The sequence below is a fragment of the Ralstonia nicotianae genome (assembly GCF_018243235.1).
In the GTDB taxonomy this organism is placed as follows: domain Bacteria; phylum Pseudomonadota; class Gammaproteobacteria; order Burkholderiales; family Burkholderiaceae; genus Ralstonia; species Ralstonia nicotianae.
The window spans coordinates 2733820-2756448 of record NZ_CP046674.1 but is presented as its reverse complement, the minus strand read 5'-3'; the positions used below and the strand labels follow the sequence as shown (position 1 = coordinate 2756448).

25 protein-coding genes and 4 pseudogenes are annotated in these 22629 nt (G+C 61.7%); 14 read left to right on the top strand and 15 right to left on the bottom strand.

Features of this window, described 5'->3' with window-relative positions; all coding sequences use genetic code 11:
• The first annotated feature begins 57 nt into the window (after positions 1-57).
• Genes GO999_RS12530 through GO999_RS12520 form a run of 3 tightly spaced genes read left to right on the top strand, consistent with a single transcriptional unit; the run spans position 58 to position 1962 of the window.
• Positions 58-1095 carry a threonine aldolase family protein gene (locus GO999_RS12530; protein WP_028860301.1) on the top strand — a complete coding sequence of 346 codons (1038 nt, stop codon included), beginning with the start codon at positions 58-60 and terminating at the stop codon, positions 1093-1095.
• Positions 1096-1113: 18 nt separating this feature from the next.
• Positions 1114-1695 carry an NUDIX domain-containing protein gene (locus GO999_RS12525; protein ID WP_011000763.1) on the top strand — a complete coding sequence of 194 codons (582 nt, stop codon included), beginning with the start codon at positions 1114-1116 and terminating at the stop codon, positions 1693-1695.
• A gap of 39 nt (positions 1696-1734) precedes the next feature.
• Positions 1735-1962 carry a sulfurtransferase TusA family protein gene (locus GO999_RS12520; RefSeq protein WP_003263554.1) on the top strand — a complete coding sequence of 76 codons (228 nt, stop codon included), beginning with the start codon at positions 1735-1737 and terminating at the stop codon, positions 1960-1962.
• Between the two features lie 13 nt (positions 1963-1975).
• Here the strand turns inward: GO999_RS12520 and sorB are convergent, their stop codons facing one another.
• The 3 genes from sorB to GO999_RS12505 form a co-directional block, all read right to left on the bottom strand.
• Positions 1976-2347, bottom strand: coding sequence for a SorB family sulfite dehydrogenase c-type cytochrome subunit (gene sorB / locus GO999_RS12515; RefSeq protein ID WP_028852734.1), 372 nt, complete (start codon positions 2345-2347; stop codon positions 1976-1978).
• Positions 2348-2357: 10 nt separating this feature from the next.
• A complete protein-coding gene (gene sorA, locus GO999_RS12510) occupies positions 2358-3608 on the bottom strand; it encodes a SorA family sulfite dehydrogenase catalytic subunit (protein WP_071012848.1) in 1251 nt (416 codons plus the stop codon).
• A gap of 71 nt (positions 3609-3679) precedes the next feature.
• A complete protein-coding gene (locus GO999_RS12505; protein ID WP_028860303.1) occupies positions 3680-4312 on the bottom strand; it encodes a LysE family translocator in 633 nt (210 codons plus the stop codon).
• 388 nt (positions 4313-4700) lie between these two features.
• Between GO999_RS12505 and GO999_RS12500 the strand changes: the two genes are divergently transcribed.
• Positions 4701-5099 carry an RcnB family protein gene (locus GO999_RS12500; protein WP_011000768.1) on the top strand — a complete coding sequence of 133 codons (399 nt, stop codon included), beginning with the start codon at positions 4701-4703 and terminating at the stop codon, positions 5097-5099.
• Positions 5100-5170: 71 nt separating this feature from the next.
• Here the strand turns inward: GO999_RS12500 and GO999_RS12495 are convergent, their stop codons facing one another.
• Complete coding sequence (locus GO999_RS12495) at positions 5171-5425, bottom strand: winged helix-turn-helix transcriptional regulator (RefSeq protein WP_011000769.1); 255 nt, start codon at positions 5423-5425, stop codon at positions 5171-5173.
• A gap of 163 nt (positions 5426-5588) precedes the next feature.
• Here GO999_RS12495 and gstA point away from each other — a divergent pair, with 163 nt between their 5' ends.
• Both gstA and GO999_RS12485 read left to right on the top strand, forming a co-directional pair.
• Positions 5589-6209, top strand: coding sequence for a glutathione transferase GstA (gene gstA, locus GO999_RS12490; protein ID WP_211906281.1), 621 nt, complete (start codon positions 5589-5591; stop codon positions 6207-6209).
• Between the two features lie 393 nt (positions 6210-6602).
• Positions 6603-7409 (top strand): expansin EXLX1 family cellulose-binding protein, encoded by an 807-nt coding sequence (locus GO999_RS12485; protein ID WP_211906280.1) that lies wholly within the window; start codon positions 6603-6605, stop codon positions 7407-7409.
• A gap of 14 nt (positions 7410-7423) precedes the next feature.
• Here the strand turns inward: GO999_RS12485 and GO999_RS12480 are convergent, their stop codons facing one another.
• Positions 7424-7639, bottom strand: a complete 216-nt coding sequence (locus GO999_RS12480) for an ester cyclase (protein ID WP_249215032.1) — start codon at positions 7637-7639, stop codon at positions 7424-7426.
• A 228-nt stretch (positions 7640-7867) separates the two neighbouring features.
• The gene (locus GO999_RS12475) at positions 7868-8467 is read right to left on the bottom strand and encodes a TetR/AcrR family transcriptional regulator (RefSeq protein WP_016727157.1); all 600 of its coding nucleotides are present in this window, start codon (positions 8465-8467) and stop codon (positions 7868-7870) included.
• Positions 8468-8600: 133 nt separating this feature from the next.
• Here GO999_RS12475 and GO999_RS12470 point away from each other — a divergent pair, with 133 nt between their 5' ends.
• Positions 8601-9329 carry a nitroreductase family protein gene (locus tag GO999_RS12470; RefSeq protein ID WP_016727158.1) on the top strand — a complete coding sequence of 243 codons (729 nt, stop codon included), beginning with the start codon at positions 8601-8603 and terminating at the stop codon, positions 9327-9329.
• 400 nt (positions 9330-9729) lie between these two features.
• Here the strand turns inward: GO999_RS12470 and GO999_RS12465 are convergent.
• From GO999_RS12465 to GO999_RS12450, 4 genes are all read right to left on the bottom strand, one after another.
• Positions 9730-10892, bottom strand: a protein-coding gene (locus GO999_RS12465; protein WP_211906279.1) for an IS3 family transposase whose coding sequence is annotated in 2 segments (ribosomal slippage) — positions 9730-10637 and positions 10637-10892 — 1164 coding nt in all. Because the reading frame shifts where the segments join, the coding sequence is not laid out codon by codon here.
• Between the two features lie 316 nt (positions 10893-11208).
• Complete coding sequence (locus GO999_RS12460; protein ID WP_020829879.1) at positions 11209-12210, bottom strand: IS110 family RNA-guided transposase; 1002 nt, start codon at positions 12208-12210, stop codon at positions 11209-11211.
• A gap of 133 nt (positions 12211-12343) precedes the next feature.
• Positions 12344-13146 (bottom strand): IS5-like element IS1421 family transposase gene (locus GO999_RS12455; RefSeq protein ID WP_103025478.1). Its coding sequence is split into 2 segments (ribosomal slippage): positions 12344-12819 and positions 12819-13146, totalling 804 coding nucleotides; the frame shifts between segments, so codons are not numbered across the junction.
• 83 nt (positions 13147-13229) lie between these two features.
• Positions 13230-13676 carry a phospholipase D-like domain-containing protein gene (locus tag GO999_RS12450; protein WP_211906278.1) on the bottom strand — a complete coding sequence of 149 codons (447 nt, stop codon included), beginning with the start codon at positions 13674-13676 and terminating at the stop codon, positions 13230-13232.
• 23 nt (positions 13677-13699) lie between these two features.
• Here GO999_RS12450 and GO999_RS12445 point away from each other — a divergent pair.
• Positions 13700-14006: pseudogene (locus GO999_RS12445) on the top strand (hypothetical protein); the annotation flags it as partial.
• Positions 14007-14079: 73 nt separating this feature from the next.
• Positions 14080-14274 (top strand): DUF6441 family protein, encoded by a 195-nt coding sequence (locus GO999_RS12440; RefSeq protein ID WP_081049992.1) that lies wholly within the window; start codon positions 14080-14082, stop codon positions 14272-14274.
• A 107-nt stretch (positions 14275-14381) separates the two neighbouring features.
• On the opposite strand, the gene GO999_RS12435 is transcribed toward GO999_RS12440, so the two are convergent.
• Positions 14382-14924: a hypothetical protein gene (locus tag GO999_RS12435; RefSeq protein ID WP_135006014.1), complete on the bottom strand. Its 543-nt coding sequence runs from the start codon at positions 14922-14924 to the stop codon at positions 14382-14384.
• A 122-nt stretch (positions 14925-15046) separates the two neighbouring features.
• A complete protein-coding gene (locus GO999_RS12430; RefSeq protein ID WP_135006013.1) occupies positions 15047-15343 on the bottom strand; it encodes a hypothetical protein in 297 nt (98 codons plus the stop codon).
• A gap of 554 nt (positions 15344-15897) precedes the next feature.
• Here GO999_RS12430 and GO999_RS12425 point away from each other — a divergent pair.
• Positions 15898-16163 (top strand): annotated as a pseudogene (locus GO999_RS12425) (DUF6441 family protein); the annotation flags it as partial.
• Between the two features lie 153 nt (positions 16164-16316).
• Here the strand turns inward: GO999_RS12425 and GO999_RS12420 are convergent.
• Positions 16317-16532, bottom strand: coding sequence for a hypothetical protein (locus tag GO999_RS12420; RefSeq protein WP_071615547.1), 216 nt, complete (start codon positions 16530-16532; stop codon positions 16317-16319).
• A gap of 27 nt (positions 16533-16559) precedes the next feature.
• Here GO999_RS12420 and GO999_RS25035 point away from each other — a divergent pair, with 27 nt between their 5' ends.
• Complete coding sequence (locus tag GO999_RS25035) at positions 16560-17144, top strand: YMGG-like glycine zipper-containing protein (RefSeq protein WP_311134545.1); 585 nt, start codon at positions 16560-16562, stop codon at positions 17142-17144.
• 668 nt (positions 17145-17812) lie between these two features.
• Here GO999_RS25035 and GO999_RS12410 read toward each other — a convergent pair.
• The gene (locus GO999_RS12410) at positions 17813-18532 is read right to left on the bottom strand and encodes a Crp/Fnr family transcriptional regulator (RefSeq protein WP_019717754.1); all 720 of its coding nucleotides are present in this window, start codon (positions 18530-18532) and stop codon (positions 17813-17815) included.
• 697 nt (positions 18533-19229) lie between these two features.
• Here GO999_RS12410 and GO999_RS25100 point away from each other — a divergent pair.
• The 3 genes and pseudogenes from GO999_RS25100 to GO999_RS24740 all read left to right on the top strand — a co-directional run.
• A pseudogene (locus tag GO999_RS25100) lies at positions 19230-19415 on the top strand (hypothetical protein); the annotation flags it as partial.
• Positions 19416-20344: 929 nt separating this feature from the next.
• Positions 20345-21472 (top strand): hypothetical protein, encoded by a 1128-nt coding sequence (locus tag GO999_RS12405; RefSeq protein ID WP_225891674.1) that lies wholly within the window; start codon positions 20345-20347, stop codon positions 21470-21472.
• A 151-nt stretch (positions 21473-21623) separates the two neighbouring features.
• Positions 21624-21872, top strand: coding sequence for a hypothetical protein (locus GO999_RS24740; RefSeq protein ID WP_249215069.1), 249 nt, complete (start codon positions 21624-21626; stop codon positions 21870-21872).
• Between the two features lie 61 nt (positions 21873-21933).
• Here the strand turns inward: GO999_RS24740 and GO999_RS12395 are convergent.
• Positions 21934-22110 (bottom strand): annotated as a pseudogene (locus tag GO999_RS12395) (DUF1484 family protein); the annotation flags it as partial.
• Positions 22111-22629 lie beyond the last annotated feature (519 nt).

Sequence of the window (22629 nt, the reverse complement as noted above, 5' to 3'; positions counted from 1 at the left end):
CAAGACGATCTTCCCGCCCTCCCGCCCTCCCGCCTGGCCCCGCCAACCCGACCCGCCATGCAACACTTCGCCTCCGACAACTACGCCGGCTTCTGCCCGGAATCCCTGAAGTACTTCCTGGAAGCGAACGGCAGCGGCCACGAGCCCGCCTACGGCGACGACTCCTGGACGCAGCGCGTATGCGACCGCATCCGCGACCTGTTCGAGACCGATTGCGAAGTCTTTTTCGTCTTCAACGGCACCGCCGCCAATTCGCTGGCGCTGTCCGCGCTGTGCCAGTCGTACCACTCCGTCATCTGCCATGAGCTGGCGCACATCGAGACGGACGAGTGCGGAGGCCCCGAGTTCTTCTCCAACGGTTCCAAGCTGCTGACCGCCGAGGGCGCCGACGGCAAGCTGACGCCCGACGCGGTGGAGGCGCTGGTCACGCGCCGCTCCGACATCCACTACCCCAAGCCCAAGGTGGTCTCGCTCACGCAGTCGACCGAGGTGGGCACGGTCTACACGGTGGACGAGGTGCGGGCGATTGCCGCTGTCGCCCGCCGCCGGCAGCTGCGCGTGCACATGGACGGCGCGCGCTTCGCCAACGCGGTGGCCTCGCTCGGCGTGCATCCGTCCGAGATCACCTGGCGCGCGGGGGTGGACGTGCTGTGCTTCGGCGGCACCAAGAATGGCCTGCCGGTGGGCGAGGCGGTGGTGTTCTTCAACCGCCGCCTGGCCGAGGACTTCGCCTATCGCGTCAAGCAGGCCGGGCAACTGGCCTCCAAGATGCGCTTCATCTCCGCGCCGTGGCTGGGCCTGCTGGAGAACGACGTGTGGCTGCGCAACGCGCGCCATGCCAACGCGATGGCGCAACTGCTGCACCAGCGCATCCGCGAGGTGCCGGGCGTGCGCATCATGTTCCCGCCGCAGGCCAATGCCGTGTTCGCCGAGCTGCCGCTGCCCGCCATCGAGACGCTGCGCGCGCGCGGCTGGCGCTTCTACACCTTCATCGGCGCAGGCGGCTGCCGCTTCATGTGCGCGTGGGACTTGCAGCCCGAGACGGTGGAGGCGCTCGCAGGCGACATCCGCCTGGCCTGCGGACAGGTCGCATAGCACCGGGCACGACACGCCATGGGCTTCGATTACCGCTTCTGCCCGCAATGCGCGGCGCCGCTCGTCGAGCAGCATGCCGGCGGCCGGCTGCGCATCGCGTGCCCGGCGCCGGACTGCGGCTTCGTGCACTGGAACAATCCGCTGCCGGTGCTGGCGGCGGTGGTCGAGTATCGCGGACAGATGTTCCTGGCGCGCAACGCGCTGTGGCCGGAGGGCATGTTCGCGCTGGTCACCGGCTTCCTGGAGCGCGATGAGACGCCCGAGCAGGGCATCGCGCGCGAGCTCAAGGAAGAGACCCGCCTCGATGCCCGCGCGATCTCACTGATCGGCGTCTACGAGTTCATCCGCAAGAACGAGCTGATCATCGCCTACCACGTGGTGGCCGACGGCGAGATCGCGCTGTCGGAAGAACTGGCCGAATACCGCCTGCTGCCGTTCGAGCAGGTCCGCCCGTGGACGGCAGGCACCGGCTACGCGGTGGCGGACTTCCTCGCCGCGCGCGGCCTGCCGATCCGCTACATCGACCTGCGTACCGGCGCGCCCGCCGAACCGCCGCCGCGCCACTGGCAACCCGACGGCACGGCTACAATCACGGCATGAGCGCGGCGCGGCTGCCGCGCCAGCCCACAGAGGTCAGTCATGGAGTTCCAGAAAGAAATCGACGCGCGCGGCCTGAACTGCCCGCTGCCCATCCTGCGCACCAAGAAAGCGCTCGCCGACATGCAGAGCGGCGAGGTGCTCAAGGTGCTGGCCACCGACCCCGGCGCCACGCGCGATTTCCAGGCCTTCGCCAAGCAGACCGGCAACGAGCTGCTCGCGCACAGCGAGCAGGACAAGGTCTTCACCTTCTACATGCGCCGCCGCTGAGGCCGCATCCCGTCTAGGGCGCCGCGGGCCGGGCCGGCGCCGTCTCACTGGCGCGTTCGGCGCCGTAGGTCTTCACCAGGTAGTCCACCATGGCCGGGATGTCCTCTTCGGGGAAGGGCGCGCCGAACGACGCTTTCATCTTCTTGACGGTGGCTTCCCAGTAGCTGCGCGGCAGTGTCGGCGGTTGCCTCTGCACGTACTGCGCGGCGTGGCAGATCATGCAGTGCTGCAGCACCAGCCGGTACCCCGGCAGTTCGCTGGGGCGGTACTGCGCGGTCTCCGGCGGCAGCGTCACGTCCAGTGCCCAGACGGGCGCCGCCCAGGCGGCAGCGCAGGCCAATGCGGCACCCACGATGCCGCCGCGCGGGGGTTTGCGATCGGACATGGCAGTCTCCTCAGGCGGCGGTGACGCGCGTGGTCTCGACCACGTTGCGCATGTAGCCCGCCGGATTCCACAGCGCCGTCAGCGGCTGGCTCTGCCCGATGCGGTTGACAGCGCGCACCTTCAGCGCATAGGCGCCGCGCCGCGCGGGCCTGAACGGCGCACGCCATTCGCGAAACGCATACCTGCCCAGGTCTTCGCCCAGTTGCGCCTCGCTCCAGGTGCGTCCGCCGTCGGCCGAGAAGGCGACCTCCGCGATGCCATAGCCGCCGTCGAAGGCGATGCCCCGCACGATGTGCTCGCGGCCGGCCGCCACCGTCGCGCCGTCGGTCAGGCTGGTGATGAACGCGCGCACGTTGAGGCGGCCGATCGGCACCGTCCGCGCTGGCGCGGTGCCGGGTGCGACGCATGCGCAGGGGTCGTCGGGAATGCGGTAGGCCGTGCGCATCCAGAATCCATCGAACGGTTTGTCGACCACCCGGATCGCCGACAGGTGCTTGACCCAGTAGGTGCCGTAGTAGCCCGGCACGACCAGGCGGATCGGATAGCCGTTGAGCATCGGCAGGTCAGTGCCGTTCATGGCCCAGGCGATCATCACCTCGCCGTCGCGCGCGTGGTCGATGTCCAGGGCCTTGATGAAGTCCGGGCTGTTGGCATCGGCCAGCGGCGGGTGGTCGAGCCCGTCGAACACGACCTGCACGCTGCCGGCCCGCACGCCGGCCCGATCGAGCACCTGCCTGAGCGGCACGCCCGTCCAGCGCGCATTGCCCATCGCCCCGTTCGACAGCTGCCCACCGCCGACGCGCGGCTGGAAATAGCCCCGTCCGTTGCCCGAGCACTGATTGACGGCGACGATCTCGCGCGTCTCGCCAAGTGCTCTCAACTCGCTCAGCGACAGATCGAGCGGGGTGTCGACGTTGCCGCCCACCTGCAGCCGGTAGGTCGCCGGATCGATCGAGGTGGGGATGCCGCTCCAGTGGTAGCGCACGAAGAACGCGTCATTGGGCGTGATGAGGCCTTCGTTGAACACCGCAAACGGTGTCTCCAACTGCGGCGGCCGGCTGGTCTGCAGGATCAGCGCACGCTTCTGCGGAAAGACGACGAGCTCGCGCTCGCCGTTGTCGAACGGCAGGGTGATGCGGCTTGCGGTGGCGGCCAGCGCCGTCAGTGCGGGGTGGCCCAGGGTGGCGCCGGCACCGAGCGTGCCCAGCGCCTTGAGGATGCCGCGCCGGGTGGCGCGTCGCGGCGGATCGGGGGGAACCATGCGGTCGTCTCCTTGGTAGCGGCCTACAAGCTATCCAAGGACATGGCGACCGCCATGTCAATCCGGCGGGCTTACTTGCGGGCTTCCATCGCCATGCGCAGCGCCAGCCCCGTCAGCACCGAGCCCATCAGGTAGCGCTGGAGCGCCAGCCAGCTCGCCTTGCGGGAAAGCAGCGCGGCGATGCTGCCGGCGGCCGAGGCGATCATCGAGTTGATGGTCAGGCTCACGCAGATCTGCGTCAGCCCCAGGCAGACCGACTGCACCAGCACGCTGCCGTGCGCCGGCTCGATGAACTGCGGCAGCAGCGACAGATACAGCACCGCCACCTTCGGGTTGAGCAGGCTGGTCAGCAGGCCCATCGAATACAGGCGGCGCGGACTGTCTTCAGGCAGCTCGCGCAGCTGGAACGGGGCGCGCCCGCCGGGACGCACCGCCTGCCATGCCAGATAGAGCAGGTAGATCGCCCCGCCGAAGCGCAGCGTGTCGTAGGCAAACGGCACCGCCATCAGCAGCGCCGTGATGCCGAATGCCGCGCACAGCATGTAGAACACGAACCCGGTGGCGATGCCCGCCAGCGAAATCAGCCCCGCGTTGCGCCCCTGGCTGATCGACCGCGAGATCAGGTAGATCATGTTGGGGCCGGGGGTCAGGACCATGCCCAGGGCGACCAGGGCGAAGGTGAGGAGGTTGGTCAGGGTGGGCATGGCGGAGCGCTGCGGGTGGCGGAAAGATGAGCCTGCAGGCTAGCATCCATGCCACGGCGCATGACAGGTACAGAACGTCGGGTATTTGGCGAATTCTGTACCGGTCGGGCAGGCCGGCGCCGTGCGGTGGCGTCACCTCACCAGCGTGACCGGCACCCGCGACATGCGGATCAGCCGGTTCGGCAGCCAGCCCGCCATCAGCGAGCCCAAGCCATCGCCGCGCCTGCCAACGACCGGTCAAAATGTGCACGCTCCGCCCGGTGGCAACGGGCGGAGGATGCATCCCGTCACACTGTTGCAAGCATTCTTACCCAACGGTACGGCAACCGCATCCTAGACTGGATGGCACGTCCGGCATGAGGTGGACGTTTTCCTGGAGAACCGAACGATGCGGAAGACCAAGATTGTTTCCTGCCTGTTACTCGCGGCCAGCGCGCTGCTGCCGCTTGCCGGCCATGCCCAGGACCGGGGTCGGGGCGATGAGCGTGGCGGGCCCCCCATGGGCCGGGGCCACGGGGACAGGGATCGCGGTTGGGACCGCCACCACGGCGACGAGGGCCGTGGCCCGGTCGACATCGACCGCCGCGCCGATCGCGACCGTCCGGGCCGCTGGGCCAAAGGCGACCGGATTCCCCCGGAATACCGCCAGCGCCAATATATCGTCGACGACTGGCGCGCCTACCACCTGGCCCCGCCGCCGCGCGGCTACCACTGGGTCGGCGTCGGCGGCGACTATTTCCTGGTCGCCCCGACCGGTATCGTCTTCAACGTGATGATCGGCGGCTGACGCGCGCCTGCCGCAACAAAAACCCGCGAAGCCGCCTGGCGATCGCGGGTTTTTTGTTGCCTGGACGGCGCTCAGGCCGAGGGCGGCGAACTGTCCAGCGCGTGCCGCACGACCCGTCCGCGCGACTCGAGCGCATGCAGGCGCAGGCTCAGGACGCGCGCCGAAATCCGCGGCAGGTCATGGCGCAGCTCACCGAAGCGCCGGGCCTGATCGCGCAGTTGCCAGACGACGTTCAGCGCCCTGGCCCCGCGCAGGAATCCGAGCGCCTCGGTGACTTGGCACGCCGGCGGCGGCGCGGCTCTGTCCTTGCGTAGCGGCAGACCCATGGATGTTCGTTTCGGCGACAGCCGGTAACTTCAGCGTGACCGGATACTATCGGCGGCCCTGTGCCGCAGACCGATGGACTCGACTACCATGCACCGCGCGCGGCGAGTCCGGCGGAGGGTTTCCGGAGGCCCCGCGCCGTTGTCCAACCAATCGGAAAACACGATGAAGCTTTACTACTTTCCCGGAGCCTGTTCACTCTCGCCGCACATCGTGGCGCGCGAGGCGGGCATCCCCCTGCAGCTCGTCAAGGTCGACCTCAGCACCAAGCGCACGGAACACGGTGAAGACTTCCACCGGATCAGCCCCAAGGGCGCCGTGCCCGTCCTCGAACTGGACAGCGGCGAGCGGCTGACCGAAGGCCCGGCGATCACGCAGTACCTCGCCGACCTCGAGCCCGAAAGCGGCCTGGTTCCCGCCAACGGCACCATGGCACGCTATCGCCTGCAGGAATGGCTGGGCTGGATCAACTCGGAACTGCACAAGAGCTACTCGCCGCTGTTCAATCCGTCCACGCCCGAGACGGTTCGGCAGGACCGCAAGGATGCCCTGCACCGGCAGTACGCGCTGGTGGAGCAGCACCTGGCGGCCCATCCCTGGCTGCTGGGCGAACGTTTCTCGGCGGCAGACGCCTATCTGTTCACGGTCACCAACTGGGCCGGGCAGGTGGGCCTCGACCTGTCGGCATTCACGGCGCTGGCCGCATTCCAGCAGCGCGTCGCGTCACGGCCGGCCGTGCTGGCGGCGCTGGAGGCCGAGGGGCTGTTGAGCGAGGCGGGGGCGTAAGGCAGAAACGTTGTCAGCAACAATGCGCCAGTCAGAAACCGGGCTTTCGAGCCCGGTTTTTTTATCGGAATCCGGCAGCCGATTCGACACTCGAATGCTGCGTCATGGCCCGGGTGTCATGGAGCTGAACCTGCCAATGTCCGGCGACCCTGGGGCCGCGGGCTGATGCGGTCCGGTGAATCGATCGACTGGTCAGGAACGACGCCGCCGACCAGTGGTGACGGTCTCTTCCGCTTGTCGTCCGTGGTCGGCGCTGTTGATTCAATACGGATCAAATTACAAAAATTGGAGCAATGATTGCAAATCGATTCGATGCCGATTTTTAAACTTCATGTCGAAAATATTCTGGTCTATGGTGAATAGCCTTTCCACGCTCAATGCAGGAGGTGCGACATGCCATGTTTGAAGAAATGGCGATGGATTGCGGTCATGCTGCTGTCTCTTTCGGTTTGGAGCATGCATGCCAATGGCCAGGTCGTTGCGGCCGACAATGCCACCGCCGCGCAGCCTTCCTGTCTCGGCACCGGCACCACCGCGCCGGCCAACACCTGGGGCAGCACGTTCACCGGCATTGCGACCGCAACCGGCTCGGGCTATTCGGGCGGTGCTTTCCTGCTCGATCCGATCACCAAGGACCGGGAAATCACCGCGCTCAACCCGGCGCAGGCAAACCTCGGCGGCATCCCCGCGGCAATGGCCGGGGCCTATCTGCGCGTGCAGGGCCCCAAGGGCTGTACCACGGTGTACGTGACCGATCTCTACCCCGAAGCAGCATCGGGCGGTCTGGATCTTTCATACAACGCCTTCGCCAAGATCGGCGACCTGCAGCAGGGACGGATTCCGGTCCAGTGGAGGCTGATCCCGGGCCCGGTCACCGGCAACGTCGTCTACCGCATCAAAGAGGGCAGCACGATGTGGTGGGCCGCGATCCAGGTGCGCAATCACACCTTCCCGGTGGTGAAGCTGGAAGTCTTCCAGGGCAAGGCCTGGGTGAGCCTGCCGAAAGCAGACTACAACCACTTTGTCGGCACGCAGCTCGGCGACAAGCCCCTGGTCATCCGGATCACCGACATCCGAGGACGGATTCTTGTCGACAAGCTGCCCCCGCTGCTCAAGGATTGCACACCCCAGAAGGCGGGCGAGGCATCGCCGTGCAGCAAGCCTTATTTTGTCCAGGGGAAGGTGCAGTTTTCCGAGTAAGCGGTGGTGGGTGATCAGGGCTCGCCCGAGAGCTGCCGATGGATGTCCATGCGATCGAAGTGCGCTCGCTTCTCGATGATCTTCCCATCCGAGATCGTCAGCAGCATCAGCAGCATCAGCAGCGAAAAGCGCAGGCGCTTGCCCGCAGGGGCGATGCCATCGATCACGCCGCTCTTGTGCTCGCCGTCGAAGACCAGGTAGGCGGCCACCTGATCACCCTCGGCGACCATCCGCTCGATTTGGAAGCTGAAGCCCGGAAACGCCGGAAAGGTTCTGTACCGATCAGTCCTGAACGTCAAGGCGTGCGGAGATCCCGTAGCGAATAGGTTGCCTGGCCGTGATGGCCTCGGCTCCCGAACGGGGTAGATGGCTGACGCGTAATACGCTGGCACCCTCTTCAGCGTGCCGCGCCGGGGCGTTGCCGACACGTTGCCAAGCCCATCGAGCGCACTCTGATGTCAACGCTTCGAGCGGGTTGCCTTCTTCACGGGCACGCGCCCGATTTCAACGGCAGATCTTGCCGCTGGGCGTCGGAAGTACCCCTCCAAAAGCGCAACGACCTCATCGACGAAATCGGGGCGATCGAACAGTTCAGGCTGATGCGAGGCCGCTTCGTGGATGACGGCGTGCGCCGCGATGCGTGCGATCCGGAGCGCAAAGTGGGGATCGGGCACGTTCTTCATGAAGGGTTGCAGCACTTGCAAAGGCTGGTCGCCGCCGCGACTCTCGTCACCCAGCGGAACCCTTACCGATCGCGGCAACTCCGCATCGATCGCTCGATGAACCGCGGGCGCAACGCGATGCTCATCAATCATCGCGACGACAAGCAGGGTCAGCGCCTCGCGCAGCGAGCGCTGCTCGGAGACTTGCGGAAGCGCCTTTGACAGTATCTCGCGTGTCTGAAGGACATGGCGCCGCTGCAGTTCGGCAATGATCGCCTGCTTGTTCGGAAAGTATTGATAGAGCGAGCCGATGTTCACGCCGGCACGCTCCGCGATCGCGTTGGTTGTCAGGCGTTCCCACCCGAACTTCACCAGAATGTAAGTTGCTGCTTGCATTATGGCGTCCACGGTGGCCCGCGAACGCTCCTGTGTGGGAAGTTTCCTGGGTTTGACGGGTGTACGGGCTGTCTTCACGCGTTGCGTCCGAATGCGAGTATCAGAAAAATAAGCTAAAGCTTACGATCTCGGCATGAAAACGCAAGACACATCCATACTTTGGGGCGCCTTCCAGGCGCTGAACGGTCGACGCCGCGCCATACGCGACTTCGACGGCATCGCCATCCCGGACGAGCACGTACGTGAACTCCTGGCCGAGGCAGCGCGCGCGCCTTCCAGCGGGAATCTCCAGCCGTACCGGTTTCACTGGATTCGCGACACGACCCTCAAGGCGCGCGTTGCCGCCGTCTGCAACGGGCAGCGCGCGGCCGTTTCGGCATCGACGCTGATCGTGGTCACGGCCAGCCGGCAAATCGCGCTCAGCACAGCGGCTCAGCAACTGGCCTATCTCAACGCATCGACGGACTTGCCTGAGGCATCGAAGGCCTACCACCGCAAGCAAATGCAGATGTTTCTTCGCATCCTGAACGTCGGGTCATGGCCGGTCTGGACGCCGCTCACCGCGCTTGCCGGACTCTTCCGGCCCAGCCTCTCTTTGCTTCCAGTGGGGCACTTGGGCAACCGGTCCTGGGCGGCTCGCAACGCCACCTTTGCCGCGCAGACACTCATGCTGGCCGCTGCGGCCAAAGGGGTCGATTCCTGCCCGATGGAGGGCTTCTCGGCACCGAAGCTGACCGAGATGTTGTCCTTGCCGCGGGGGACCGTGATACCGCTGGTCATCGCGCTTGGGTATCGATCGCAGAACGCGAGGATCGAGCGCCAGTGGCGCAGGTCGTTGACTGACCTGATCGTGGAGCATTGACGTGGAGAGGTTCAGAGCAAAGATGGCCCTGGCCGATATCAACGATTTCGCAAACGCGAAGGCGACCGGCTGCGACGGCTATCCGGCAAGCCTTCCCCGGTAAGCGGGATGCATGGGCCGGCGTCTTCGAGAGCGGGGGGCACCGGCTTGAGGTGATCAGTGACTTGGAGCCGATCGGTCAGAAATCGAGCGGCGCCCGGGCCCCGATCTGGGGCGCCGTCGAATGGGATCACGATCGCCCCGGAGCGCGAGACTCCACGCCATCTGAATCCGGCTCGACCTCACCACAATGGATCACTGGCCCCTCTTTTTGTTGAGTGGCTGTTAGTCCGCCCTAGTCATCGTGACACCGATTTCGGACGATCTACCTTGATTGCGCGTCGGGCGCCTACTGTAGTGGTCAACCCATCCCGGACACTGCGTTAAGTTTTTGTTCCGCGACAGCCGGCGCGAGTCCGTCATTGAACTGATGTGGCCGTATCCAGTTGTACCGGTGCATCAGGTAATGGCTGATGTCCCGGTGTGCTTCATGCGCCGTCATGTAACCCACTGGCGGCAACCACTCGGTTTTCAGGCTGCGGAACAGTCGCTCCATCGGGGAGTTATCCCAACAGTTGCCACGACGGCTCATGCTCTGCTGTATCCGATAGCGCCACAGGCGCTGCCGGAACTTCCGGCTGGCGTACTGGCCACCCTGGTCCGAGTGAAACAGCAGTCCCTGCGGTCTGCCGCGCTGCTCATAAGCCATGTCCAGCGCCTGCACGACCAGATCGGCGTCGTGGCGTGTCGAGAACGCCCAGCCGACGACGCGCCGCGTGAACAGATCAAGCACCGCTGCCAGGTAATGCCAGCGACCCTGCGCCCAGACGTAGGTGATGTCACCACACCAGACCTGATTCGGCGCATCGACCTCGAACTGGCGATTGAGGTGGTTTGGAATGTCGATTCGCTCGACCGTGGCCCGTTGGTAGGCGTGACAGCCCGGCTGCTTGCAGATCAGCCCCAACTCCTCCATCAGCCGACTGACCTTGACGCGGCCAATGACCGTGCCTTCCTCGCGCATCATGCCCATGATGCTTCTGCTGCCAGCCGAGCTTCGGCTCTCGACGAACAGTTCGGGGACGCGACTGCGCAGCGCCATGCGCTCGACATCGACATGCCGAGCCCGCTCCCGATGGGCATACAGACAAGAGCGCAGCACATCACAGACCCCGCACACCAGTTCGACTGATTCGGTTTGGCAGACCCGATCGATTACCTCGTACGTTCGATGCCTTCCGACATCAAGAGCGCGGTAGCCTTTTTTAAAATGGCCTTCTCGCGCTCGAGGCGCTCAATGCGCGCTTCAAGCTCCTGGATATGCTGCTGATCCGGCGTCATGGCCAAGCCCCGCGGCGTGATGCCCTGGCGTTCCATCTGAAGCTGCTGCACCCAGCGACGCAGCACCGACTCGGCGACGCCGACCGAGCGACTCGCTTCGATATGGCTGTAGCCCTGGTCGAGAACCAGGCAGGCAGCCTGCTGCTTGAACTCGGGGGAAAACGAACGTCGTTGCTTGACCATCAGGCACCTCTCTCCTGCGAGCATTCTCGCCTAAGAGTCGCTTATGTGGACGCCTCCCGGATTGCAAGCTGTTTGGCATGTTGGTCGGCAGGTAAAGGCAGCACGCTTATGTCCGGCCCGTTGATGCAGGCCGTTTGGCCTGCTGGCCCATATGGATTTCGCTGACGAGGGTCTCATCTAACAATCGAACACGAAGGTTCATTTTTCTTACCAGACTTTCCTCGTCCCGGTCCAACCTGTTAGCCATTATGCGTAGTTGCTTGCGCTCCTTGGTGAAGAGGAACCGATGTACTCGAACCCAGCAATGTCGGCTTGTTTAGGCCGCACCATGGTACGGAGTACCTCGAGATAGAACCGCCCAGATCGTGCGGGCGAGCTTGTTTGCCAGTGCGGCAACCACCACGTTAAAGGGACGTCGAGCAAGCAGGCCGTCGAGCCACGGGGATCGCGTACCACGAGTAATAACTGATCGCGCACCGTGCATCAGTAGTGTTCGCAAATAGGTATCGCCGCGCTTGCTCAGTCCAAGTTGTCGAACTTTGCCGCCCGTTCCGACTTGTTTTGGCACCAGCCCGAGCCAGGCAGCAAATTCGCGGCCGGAGCGGAAGGTATGGGGGTCGCCGATGGTGGCGACGGCGGCGGTTGCAGTCAGCAAGCCAATACCAGGGATTTCAGCGATCCTTTGGCATTGCTGACTGTCGCGAAGTGCGAGCTTGAGCCGATGCTCAAGTAGGTTGATGTCTTTGTCCGTAGCCTGCACGCGAGCCCACTGCTCGCGCAGGCTGTCGATCAGCATGGCCGGCAAGCGATCCGAGACCTTGGCAAGGGCCGCAGGAATCTCCTTTGAGAGGGCCTGATAGCCTTCCGGCAACGCTTCGCCGAACTCGTGGAGCAAGCCACGCAGCGCGTTGGTCTGCATGATCCGGAACTTCATCAGTTGGGCGCGCAGGCGGTGCAGGGCGAGGATGGTTTGTTGCGCCTCGCTCTTGACCGCAACAAGGCGTGCCTCGGGTTGTTGCACTGCTGTCCAGATGGCACGCGCGTCGGCAGCGTCGCTCTTGTTGCGCAACACGAAGGGGCGTACGGACCGAGGGCAGATCAGCTTGACGTCATGTCCGAGCTGCAACAACTCTCGGGCCCAGTGATGCGCGCCACCGCAAGCTTCCATCGCCACCAACGAACGCTCCCGCTTCGCAAAAAACTCCAGAAGCTGGCTGCGCCTGAGCTTGATGCGCTCGATTTCGCCGGTGCTAGGGTTGACCGCGTGCAATTGAAAGACATGCTTGGCAATGTCCATGCCGATTACAGTAAGCTTCATTTTGGGTCCTCCCGCTCGGGTGGTTACTTGACATCTCCACTCTGGCACAGCGTTGCCGTCGCGGCGAGGATCCCTCGGATTCCGACTCTCATGGTCGGGCCTGCTCGTTGCCGGGGGGAGGCGTCCATACCATCTAACAAAACCGATCAACAAATCGCCCGCAGATGACAGCGCAAGCCAGGGTGAGCAAAGCGAGGTGAGTCTGAAGAGAACGCTCGAAACGAATGCGCAACTTGCCGAAGCCAGCAAGCCAGGCATGGGTGCGTTCGACCACCCAGCGATGCTTGCCGAGCCGGTCGTTCTTCTCGATGCCACGGCGAGCGATCCGGGGAGTCATGCCCCGCTTGCGCAGATGCCGGCGGCATCGCGCGAAGTCGTATCCCTTATCCGCGTGAAGCTTGTCGGGGCGGCATCGCGGGCGGCCATCGAGTCCTGGCACGCTCGGGATGGCGTCAACGAGCACCTCGAACACCACCGAGTCGTGACGATTGGCACCGGTGACCATCAGCGCCAACGGCACGCCGCGCCGATCTACGACGAGATGGCGCTTGCTACCGAGCTTGCCGCGATCTGTTGGATTCGGCCCCGTCTGCTCGCCCCCCGGGGGCTGGCCACCGTTGCACCGTCGACACTGGCTCGGCTCCAGTCGATCTGGTCGTGTTCGCGTAGGCGCTTGAGCAGAGCCAAATGCAGCCGCTCCCAAACGCCGTTGGCCTGCCACTCCCGCAGGCGACGCCAGCACGTCATGCCGCTGCCAAAGCCCAGTTCTTTAGGCAGCTCTTCCCACGGGATACCGGTATGCAGAACAAACAGGATGCCGTTGAGCGCCGCCCGATCATCCACGCGCGGACGACCGCCTTTGGTCGAAGGCTCCACAACCGGCAGCAGCGGTTGCAATGCCTTCCACAGTTCATTGCTGATCTTCTTTCGTGCCATGCCAACAACAACGCTCAACCACCTGCGTTCGATGACTTGGTTTTGTTAGCGACTCTAAGTCAGTGTCCGGATTCATTAGACCACTACACGCTGGCCTCGATGTTCTCGGTGAATGCGGCTGCAGTGAGGTTGTGGCTCCCGATAACCGCAGCTGTTTCGCCGCCCAAATCGAACGTATAGACCTTCGGATGAAAGAGCGAACCGTTCGGCGGATTAACCCTAAAGCTATCAAGATCTAAGAATTTTTCTAGCACGGCGGGGCTCGTGACGTAATTGTGAGTTCCGACGAGGAGATAGCTGAACTTCGCTTTGAGTTTGTAAGCTGTCTCGACGAGATCGTTATCGGTGGCCCACGCGACAGTCCAAGCCATGGACTCGCACTGCTTAGCCAAGCGAAGGATGGTGTCCCTAGCTGCCTTATTATTGGTCAGATACGTCACGTTCATCGCCGCCCCTTCCGTTTTTCGCTTGTGGAAGCCGCCTTGCATTCTCATCGGTGCAGTGTTTTGCGCCGCGTCGTCCTCTGACAATTCTCTATCGTCGTTCAATATAGGTGGGCAATAACCGTATCAGCATCCTTGTCGCGCTCGACGGTGCGGACGAGGGGCTCAAACGCGCCATCGCATCCGCCGAGCGTAGCCTCGGTGAACTGGTCGCATCCGCGAAGTCCGCAGGCGAGAAGGCCGCAGCCGGCCTCGCACAAGTGAAGGCGGGCGTCTCTGTCATCAGCGACGGTCACCACCGCCAGGACACAACTGCTCGCTTTCCTCTCGATCAATTGGGCAGTCGGCAAGACCCAGGAGATCGTTCAGGTCGCCGACGCGTGGAACATATTGGCCGGGTCGGTAGGAAGCGCTTCAAGGCACAGATTGCCGAGCTGATGCGTGGGGCAATGCCTACTTCGTGAAGAGCGGCCGGTGGAATGTCGTGCTGATGGCCGCGAACACCGGGGAGCGTGACTGGCCGCTGGTGGGTTTCAAGCGCATCAAACGTGGCGCCGACGTTCCGATTGCAGTGCCGGTGCCGAGGGTCGTGTTCAGGAAGCGGCTCGGCATTGATCTGCTGGTGGCGCGGCGGATCCCGCGCTTGGCCACCGCCATCGAGGCACGTATCCGGCAACTGGGCTGAGCGGTGTGCGACTCGTGGCGGCAGGCGACGCTTGTCGGCGGTAGCCCCAAGCGGGGCAGTGAGCTTTGCCGCCCTCTGTGGACTGTGTTGCCGGAACACTCCCTGTGTTACTTGATTCTTTCCAGCAACTGTTGCACTTGGGTTGGATTCATGTTTTGGGACAGAGCTGACGAAGCCGTTTTTGCGACCGCCTGCCGCGCATTAGCTTGGTCGCTATCGCTTTGCGCGATCCTTCCGATCATATCCGTAATGTTCTTGAGCATCTCATTAACGGTTTTCGCGTCCAGATCGTTATTGATTGATAGCTCGCATAGCCGATAAAGCGATTCGCGTGCGAGAAGAACGGTTTTGGTCCGACCAGCAAGCGCTACCACCTCAGCGGCGGATTCGAATTGGCCGCTACCGAGATCGACGCCTTGCGCTTTGACATCCGCCTGAACTTTGTTGACAAGACTCAGGGCAACATCCGGAGATTGCTCGGCGCAGTACTTATAGTTATCGCTTTTCGGTAGAATCACCGCACCACGCCGGGCTGCATCGTAGTTCAGCCAATATCCCCCATTTGGAAGATCCTGCTTTTGTGCGGGTGGAAAGAACGCTGTGCAACCGCTCATCAAGCAAGTAAGAAGCCCTACAGAAATTGCTCGCATGATTGTCTCCCACCTCTTGCCATGATCGTGGCCAGTCATTCTGGACAGTTCGCCCGAACCTCGTTTGACTGGCCATCTGTTTTACGACACTTTATTTTTATTTTGAGCGCTACTTTTCAGTATCAAATTTTCATCGCTCCTTGTGGAATGATTGGAGCGGGCGAGTTTTCTCCTCCAGGAGGCTGGTTGCCGCCAGGAGGCGTGGGGCCATCATTGGCACTGAAGCTCTGAACCACCTTGCCGATCATCAGAATTCCGATAAGTGTCAGGACGGAATTATCAATGCCGTGCGCTGATTCGGGGTGTGTTACTGATACGACTGCCCATACCACCAAGACGCCAATCACCCATAAAAGAAAGCCGAGTCGAGTGGCAGAGAGGGTGCCGGATCCATCTTGCAAAAATTGAACGATTTTCATACTCCCTCCATCCAGGAAAATAATTATTTTTGACGCGAGATTGAGTCATCCGAAAAATTTATTGCAATTTTTTGCAATGAACAGGAGATTCTCGCTTGCGTGGAATCTAGTTCTTGGAAACTGCCTCCGATACCCCTCTTCAGTGTTATGTTGTCGCGTTTAATCCTGGATTTAATTGGATTTATTTGAGCTGGCCGTGAGCGGGGGGCATGCAGAAAATTGTCCAGTCACACTTTTCGATTTTGACAATATCTGCTGGCGGAGCCGCTTCTAGTTAACCCTATGGCTACCAATCGCATTTCTATCCTCGTAGCCTTGGAAGGGGCTGACGAGGGGCTCAAACGCGCCATCACCTCCGCCGAGCGCAGCCTCGGCGAACTGGCTTGGCTGCATCAGCCAAGACCGCAGGCGACAGGGCCGCAGCAGGTATCGCCCAGGTCAAGGCAGGCGTGTCCGTGCTCAGCGAACAGGTCGCCGCAGCCAGGACTCAGGTGCTGGCCTTCCTGTCGATCAACTGGGCCGCTGGCAAGGCTCAGGAGATCGTGCAGGTCGCCGACGCCTACTTCGTGAAGAGCGACCGGGGGAACGTGGTGCTGATGGCCGAGAAATTGGGGAGCACGACCGGCCGCTGGCGGGTTTCAAGCGCCGCTACCGCAAGGCCGAAGGCGTCAAACGCATCAAGCGCGGCGCGGACATCCCGATTGCGGTGCTGGTGCCGCGTGTCGTGCTCAAGAAGCGGCTCGACATCGACCAGTTGGTGGCGCGGCGCATTCCGCGCCTGGCCGCTGCCATCGAGGCGCGCATCCGGCAACTGGGCTGAGCGGTGCGCGCCTCGTGGCGGCAGGCGGCGCCTGCCGGTGAATCAAGCGATCAGGTCGAATTTGCGTCCTCGCTGCGCTGAATGCTCGTAAGGTCTTGACTGCTTGAAAAGAACTCCGGATCTGCCGGGCTTCTTCTTTTTAATCCGTTTGCTTCAGCGCGCGAGCTCCGCACATTGTTGCCCTAGCAATATCGCGGCACTGAATGCGAGGTCTGACGAAATGAATCCTTCCGGGATTTCGGCCGTTGCCCAGCCGGTGGCGCGTCCATCATCGGGCGTGAAGCGATATTCGGAAAACCATCGCTGGTCGCCACGTTGCGTCGTGCGTATCTCAAGCTTTCCGTTTGTTAAGTTAAGCGAACTGATCATAGCAAGCCTCGTTGCGATTGACCCGGGATGCCGGAATGTGCCGGTGCACTGTTATTTTGTGATCCCAGCGTAGTTTGCGGGCAAGACCCTGTCGGCTCGGTACCGTACAGAAGTCGGTCAGTTATTGCCCTAGGTCGAAGCAGTTACATCGCCGCCAGCATGCGCGAAGATAGTGCAGCGTCAGGCACGCGACCAACGCGTCTGCCACCGTACCGACACCTTTCCAGCGAGAGAGGATCTTGGTTCCCGAGGCATTCGCGCGACACCTATCTGTTGCCGCAGGGATGGCCTGATGGGCTGTACGCCGTTCATGGGCTGTACAGAAAATTCAAGTCTCGCTTCGACGTCCTTCGCAACAAGATGCTTGAGGGTGCGATCGAGACGGAGGTGCACAAAATGCGTAACGATCGAATAGCAGGACTGTGCGGCGCGATGTTGCTGATCGCGACACTCGCAAGTGGGTGTACCGGGATGTCTCGGCGAGGCGCGGATACGGCAATCGGCGCCGGTGTCGGCGGTGTGGCCGGCGCGGCGCTTACAGGCGGGAGTGCGGCGGGGACAGTGGGCGGTGCAGCCGTAGGCGGGGTTGTGGGCAACCAGATCGGTAAATAGTCGCGGCCATGGAAATGAAATCGGCATTCCCACACCGTCGGGAATGCCGTCGAAAATCTGGCTGCAATGGCTACTTCTGCCGAGCCTAGGATGACGCGGAATTCGATACACCTGAGCGCTTTGTCCATCCGAAGACACGTGACCGGATATCGCCTTCAAAATCGATGGGCCAGTCCGGCCCCAGACTACCGTCGTATTCGTGGACAGTTTTGCCTATCCGCACAGTGACAGAGCGGTCCGGCGCCTCGGGGGCGAGACGCACGAACGCTATCCGGTACGGAAACGACCAGAGATGGCGGTTTGGCGAATGTACCGGGAGGGCTAGCTAGCGGTGATCGCGATCACGATCACGATCACGAGATTCTGAGCGATCGCCTTCATAGCCGCCATGTCGTTCGCTCTGATAGCCGTCATGTCGTTCGCCTCCGTAATAGCCGCCATCAGGGACCCACAGACAACCCGCCAAGATGGCTACCAACATCCCAAGACACATATAAATCACTGCGCGCATGCTGTCCTCCTGACAAGGCGACCGAAAAATGGCGCGTCGACGCGCCAACCACATGGAAACGGTCCGATTGCCCGGCCGCCGTGTCTGTACGCTTTCGTTCAAACGGGCTGCATGCCACTGGGGCAGACGGAGGCAATGGCGCCCGATGCGCGGGCGGTCAGATCGCCTGGAGGTCGGGCAGGAGACGGTCAAACTCCCGCTTGACCACGGCGTAGCATTCACAGACGCGGCATTCGAGGCCGGGCCGGTCCAGCACTTCGATCGTCCCGTGGCTATAGCGGATCAATCCTGCGGTCTGCAGCTTCAACGCAGCCTCGGTGACACCGGATCTGCGCACACCGAGCATGTTGGCGATCAGTTCCTGCGTCATCCGCAACTCATTGGACGGCAGGCGGTCCAGGCTCAGCAGCAGCCAACGACACAACTGCTGGTCGATCGAATGGTGGCGATTGCAGACAGCTGTTTGCGCCATCTGCGTAATGAGCGCCTGGGTGTAACGCAACAGCAGGCGTTGCATGGCACCGGCGCGGATGAACTCCTGTTTGAGAATGCGAGCGCTCAGGCGGTACGCGGCGCCCGCGCTTTGTACCACGGCGCGGCTGGGCGTGGTTTCGCCGCCCATGAAGATGGCAATGCCGATCAACCCCTCGTTCCCGACAATCGCAATTTCTCCCGACGAACCATTCTCCATGACATAGAGCAGGGACACGATGGATGTGGTGGGAAAGTAAACGTAGTCAGGCCGATCACCCGATTCGTAGACAACGTGCCCTAGCGGCATGTCGACCAGGGCAAGCTCCGGTACGATTCTCGACCATTCCTCGGGCGGGAGCACGGACAACAGATGGTTCAGCTTCGGATTCGGTTGCGCCATCATGGCAGCCTCCCTTCAACTCGAATCGGGCACATATCTGGTGGGGCTCCAGAAATGACGGCTGCCGTGTGCCAGGGCACCTCGCTGCCTAGGCTCTGTGCGACCCACGCTTGCGACAGCACAATTTTAGGGCGGCGATCACGGGTATGGATAAGAAATGCCCGCAACCCCACCGGGCTGTTCACCCGTAAGCAGCCTACGCAACGATGAGGAGCGGAGTTTTATTCACTCTTTCGCTCATCGGATAGGGGATCGGCACGTAGTCCCGGAACAGGCGGTACGCGACCATGAAACCGGGCGGCCAGAGTCAGTGCGGATAGCAGCAAGCGGGTTGGCTGAAGGTCCTGGTTCCAGGGGGCGCCGAGGCGCTATTTCTCCTTATTCCGCTGGCCGATGCCATCTTCTTGGCGGTGTATGAATGGCAGGCGAAGGCGACTTCTCCCATTCGCCGCGTGACGAGCCCCGGTGCCTCTGGGCACAACAACCGTACCGCCACGTCTGATCGAGGTTGCGGCGATCCCCCATCAGTTTCACCCGCGGGCCCGGATGTGCGCGCAAGAAACCGTCGAGTGCTGGCGCGAATAGCCGAGCGGAGAAAAACGGTGTGGTGGCCAAAGGCATAAGACCGGCAAGCTCACCGGCCGCTTTCAACTGCTGCTTGCGGCATTCCGTACCACTTCCTGTAAGAGAAAAATCGTAGGTGGCAAACCAACGCATCTCCATCCTCGTCGCGCTCGATGGCGCCGACGAGGGGCTCAAACGCGCCATCACCTCTGCCGAGCGCAGCCTCGGTGAATTGGCTGCATCAGCCAAGACCGCAGGCGACAGGGCCGCAGTGGGCATCGCCCAGGTCAAGGCTGGCGTGTCCGTCGTCAGTGAGCAGATCACCACTCGGGATGCGGGGCATGAAGCGCAGTATGCAAGATCAGGCCGCACACGAACTCCTCGCTCACCAAGCAGGGCGGGGCCAGACCATTCAGCAGGGCTTGAGCCTGCACTCGTACCAGAGCCAGTTCTCAGGGGGGATCGTCTATCAAGTGTGCGGTGCGGTTTGTGTGGTGTCGACACCATTCACCCGTCGCGCCTGGAGCGCTCACTTCGCGTGAGCGCGGCGCTTGCAAGGAGAATGATGCAACACCATTTCAGCTTCCCGTTTGATAGCGGGGCGACTGTAGCCCGCTCCACTCGGTGGATACGCTCGCGCCGCATGAGGCTCAAGAATCGCTGTGATGCGATTTCCCGTCGTTTCACCAGAAGCGAGAGCGTTACCGTGCATGAATCGCTGCAAGGTCGTCAAGGTTTTTGTCTTGCCTAGGTAAGCCCAATTTCGGATTGGGGTGGCTAATTTCGGTGGATCATTGCGAAGCGGAAATGCCTAGGCAATATTATATATGCACACTATCGATCACATTCGGTGTGCAGGAGGAAGGTGCTGCATATATTTATCGGCATATTTAAACTGTTGAATTTTTTATCCGAATTTGTGGGCTATATGTTTTCAATATTTTATTGGGATTGTGTAATTGTAAATTAATATATTTGAATGGGGTTGCCTCATAATCTTGGATAATTTATTTTGTTTTTTGATGAGAGATTTTGGGTATTAATTTTATTGAGGAAATAGAGGGCAAAATGCTTAATAGGCTTAAATTGAACTCAATCTTTCGGTCCCACAATAGTCAGGCCACATCTCGCCCCGAACGTGAAAATGAACGGCAGAATGCCTCGGATACAAGCGGGAGAGTGCGTTCAGGTCCCTTGGAGGGCTTGCGGGTAGGCGATGGCGCGCATCGGCGAAGCGGCGGACAGCGTAATTTGGCGAACCTGACGCGCCTCTCTGCGCAGGGCAGTCTGACGGGAAAACCCGATCTCCGCGAAGCGCGCATAGCGCAATCGCACTTGCGTGCTTCGCAGGAACCAGGCCCTTCCACGGGTCACCAAGAAGCTGCAGCGGCAGTGCGGCGCGAACTGCTTTTAGCTCCTTCCGTGGCACATTCGGTGCCTTTACCGGCTTCGGTGGGCAGCCAAATAGACAGGGCATTTGTCAATTTTCCCCGTGACGATCCTGGTAGCTTGCAATTTCAGGGGCGCGTGCAACTCGCCTCGACCATTGGCCAATTGCAGCAACTGCGAAAGACACTTCCTGATAGCCCGGTGTGCTTCTACCCGTGCGGAGGTGCGGACGGGTTCTACCCCGCGTTGTTGAGCAACGCCAAAATCACGGTGATGACCGGAGCAGAGCCTTGGGGGGGGACGGAAGACGTCAAGCGAGCCCTGAATTTTAAAAAAAATGCTGGCAATATTGGCGGAATGGGGTTGGGCGGTGGATTCGACGGAGTGCGGGACTGGGGCGAGGGAGCAGAAACACTCGGTTTCAACATGGGAACGCTCGGGCCGCTCGCCATCGCACGCGCTATTGCTGCGCAGGCTCTCAATGGGGAATCTGTGAAAAGCCTGAAGATCAGCGCATTTGATATCGGTGAAAATGGTCAGTTGAATTTTTCCAGAACCAAGCCTGACAACACCAACAATGATCATGTCGCGTTCTGGTTAACCAATCAAGATGGCGAATCCAAACTGTATCTGTACTATTCCCTCGATGTAGACGATGCCGCCGCTCTTGCCAAGATCGCCAATCTCCACGGGCTACTTTCCAGAATCAGCGATAAGGGTCAGACGCTTCTCATGGAGAAGGGGATTCCCTCCAATCTTTACAAACACGAGAACACGAAACATCTTCTGTCGCCGCAGGCTTCGCTGATCAGGGCGGTCGTTTGCGACACACACCAGAGCAATGATTGTCGCTCGCAGCCTGTTTTTCTCCGTGATGTCGCGCTGCAGCAGAAGACGGTTGCTTTGGATAAGGCGCCGGGAACCGCATCTTGGATATCGCCGAAATTCGGCTATGGCGACAAGGTTTTTATTCATACGCCGAGCGTCTGAACATCTGGGGCTACGGCGCTCACCGGAACGGCGAATGCGTGCCAAGGTTGGTTCCTGACACCGCAAAGCTAGTGGATAAGGACGCATCGCGGTGCAAAGACAGAACTCCAGCGCTCCGTGGGTCCATGCGCTGGCGGCCGGTGATCATGTAATGGTTTACGGCCCTGTATTGCGCGGCAAAGACCTCCGCCTCTTCCGCTATGCCATGCGGTCGGTTGCCGTGAACCTGGCGCGCGAAGCGAGCTTCCACACCGATGATTTCGAGACCAGCAGGTCGGCCGGCTGCGATGGTTTCACGCTGGCGATGCGGCAGGTCTTGCCCGGCAGGCGGCGGGATGCGTGGGTTGGCGTTTCCGAGCGGGGTGAGCAACGACTCGAAGTGCTTGGGCACCTTGAGTAAGCAACAGTGTGGCCGGGTAGCCCGGCCACGATTTTCTCTTCAAGCCATCGGATGCCGAGCGCTACAGCATCTTCTGAATGTCGCTCAGCGCGTCATCCAGTTCGAGTTTGAGCGGCACCAGCAGGCAGTGCAGGCATCGACATTCCCAAGCACGGTCGCTCCACAAGTCAAGCAGTTGCAGGATGCCGACGAGGCCGGTAGTGACATTGAGCAGACGCGCGCACTGTGCGTTTGCGGTTGCTCGCGGCTTCCGGCGTCAGTTGTCGAGCCAGCTCGCGCAACTGGGCCAGGGCGAGGGGCTGCGCGGATCGGTTTCGCTTACGCACCCGTTACCTCCATCCGGCTGACGATAAGATCGTGTAGCGGACGGTGGATGACATGTGGTGGTGGGGAAAGCGCTTGCTTGACGCAAGCAGAGATGTTGGGCATTGCGGGCTCCGTATGATGTGGTGGCCCGCTGCTCATTTCCACATAAGCAGGGCGGGCCAGACGGCGAGGGTGGAAAACCGGCATACGGTGACCGGCCAGCCCGAAGGCTGCCTCGCCCGGCCCGCGGCGCTTATTGTAAGCGTGCAAGTACGCTAGAAATAGAAATCGCCGTAGGAGGATCTTTTCACCATATGCCATTCGGGTTTCCACACCCGGTCACCGTTGTTTCGGCGACGGGGGACAGTCTTGGTGAACCCGCTCGGAGAGTCAATACGGATGCGCGGCAGGAAATTCTGACTGGCCACCTCAGGTAAGAGCCCGTTTGAAA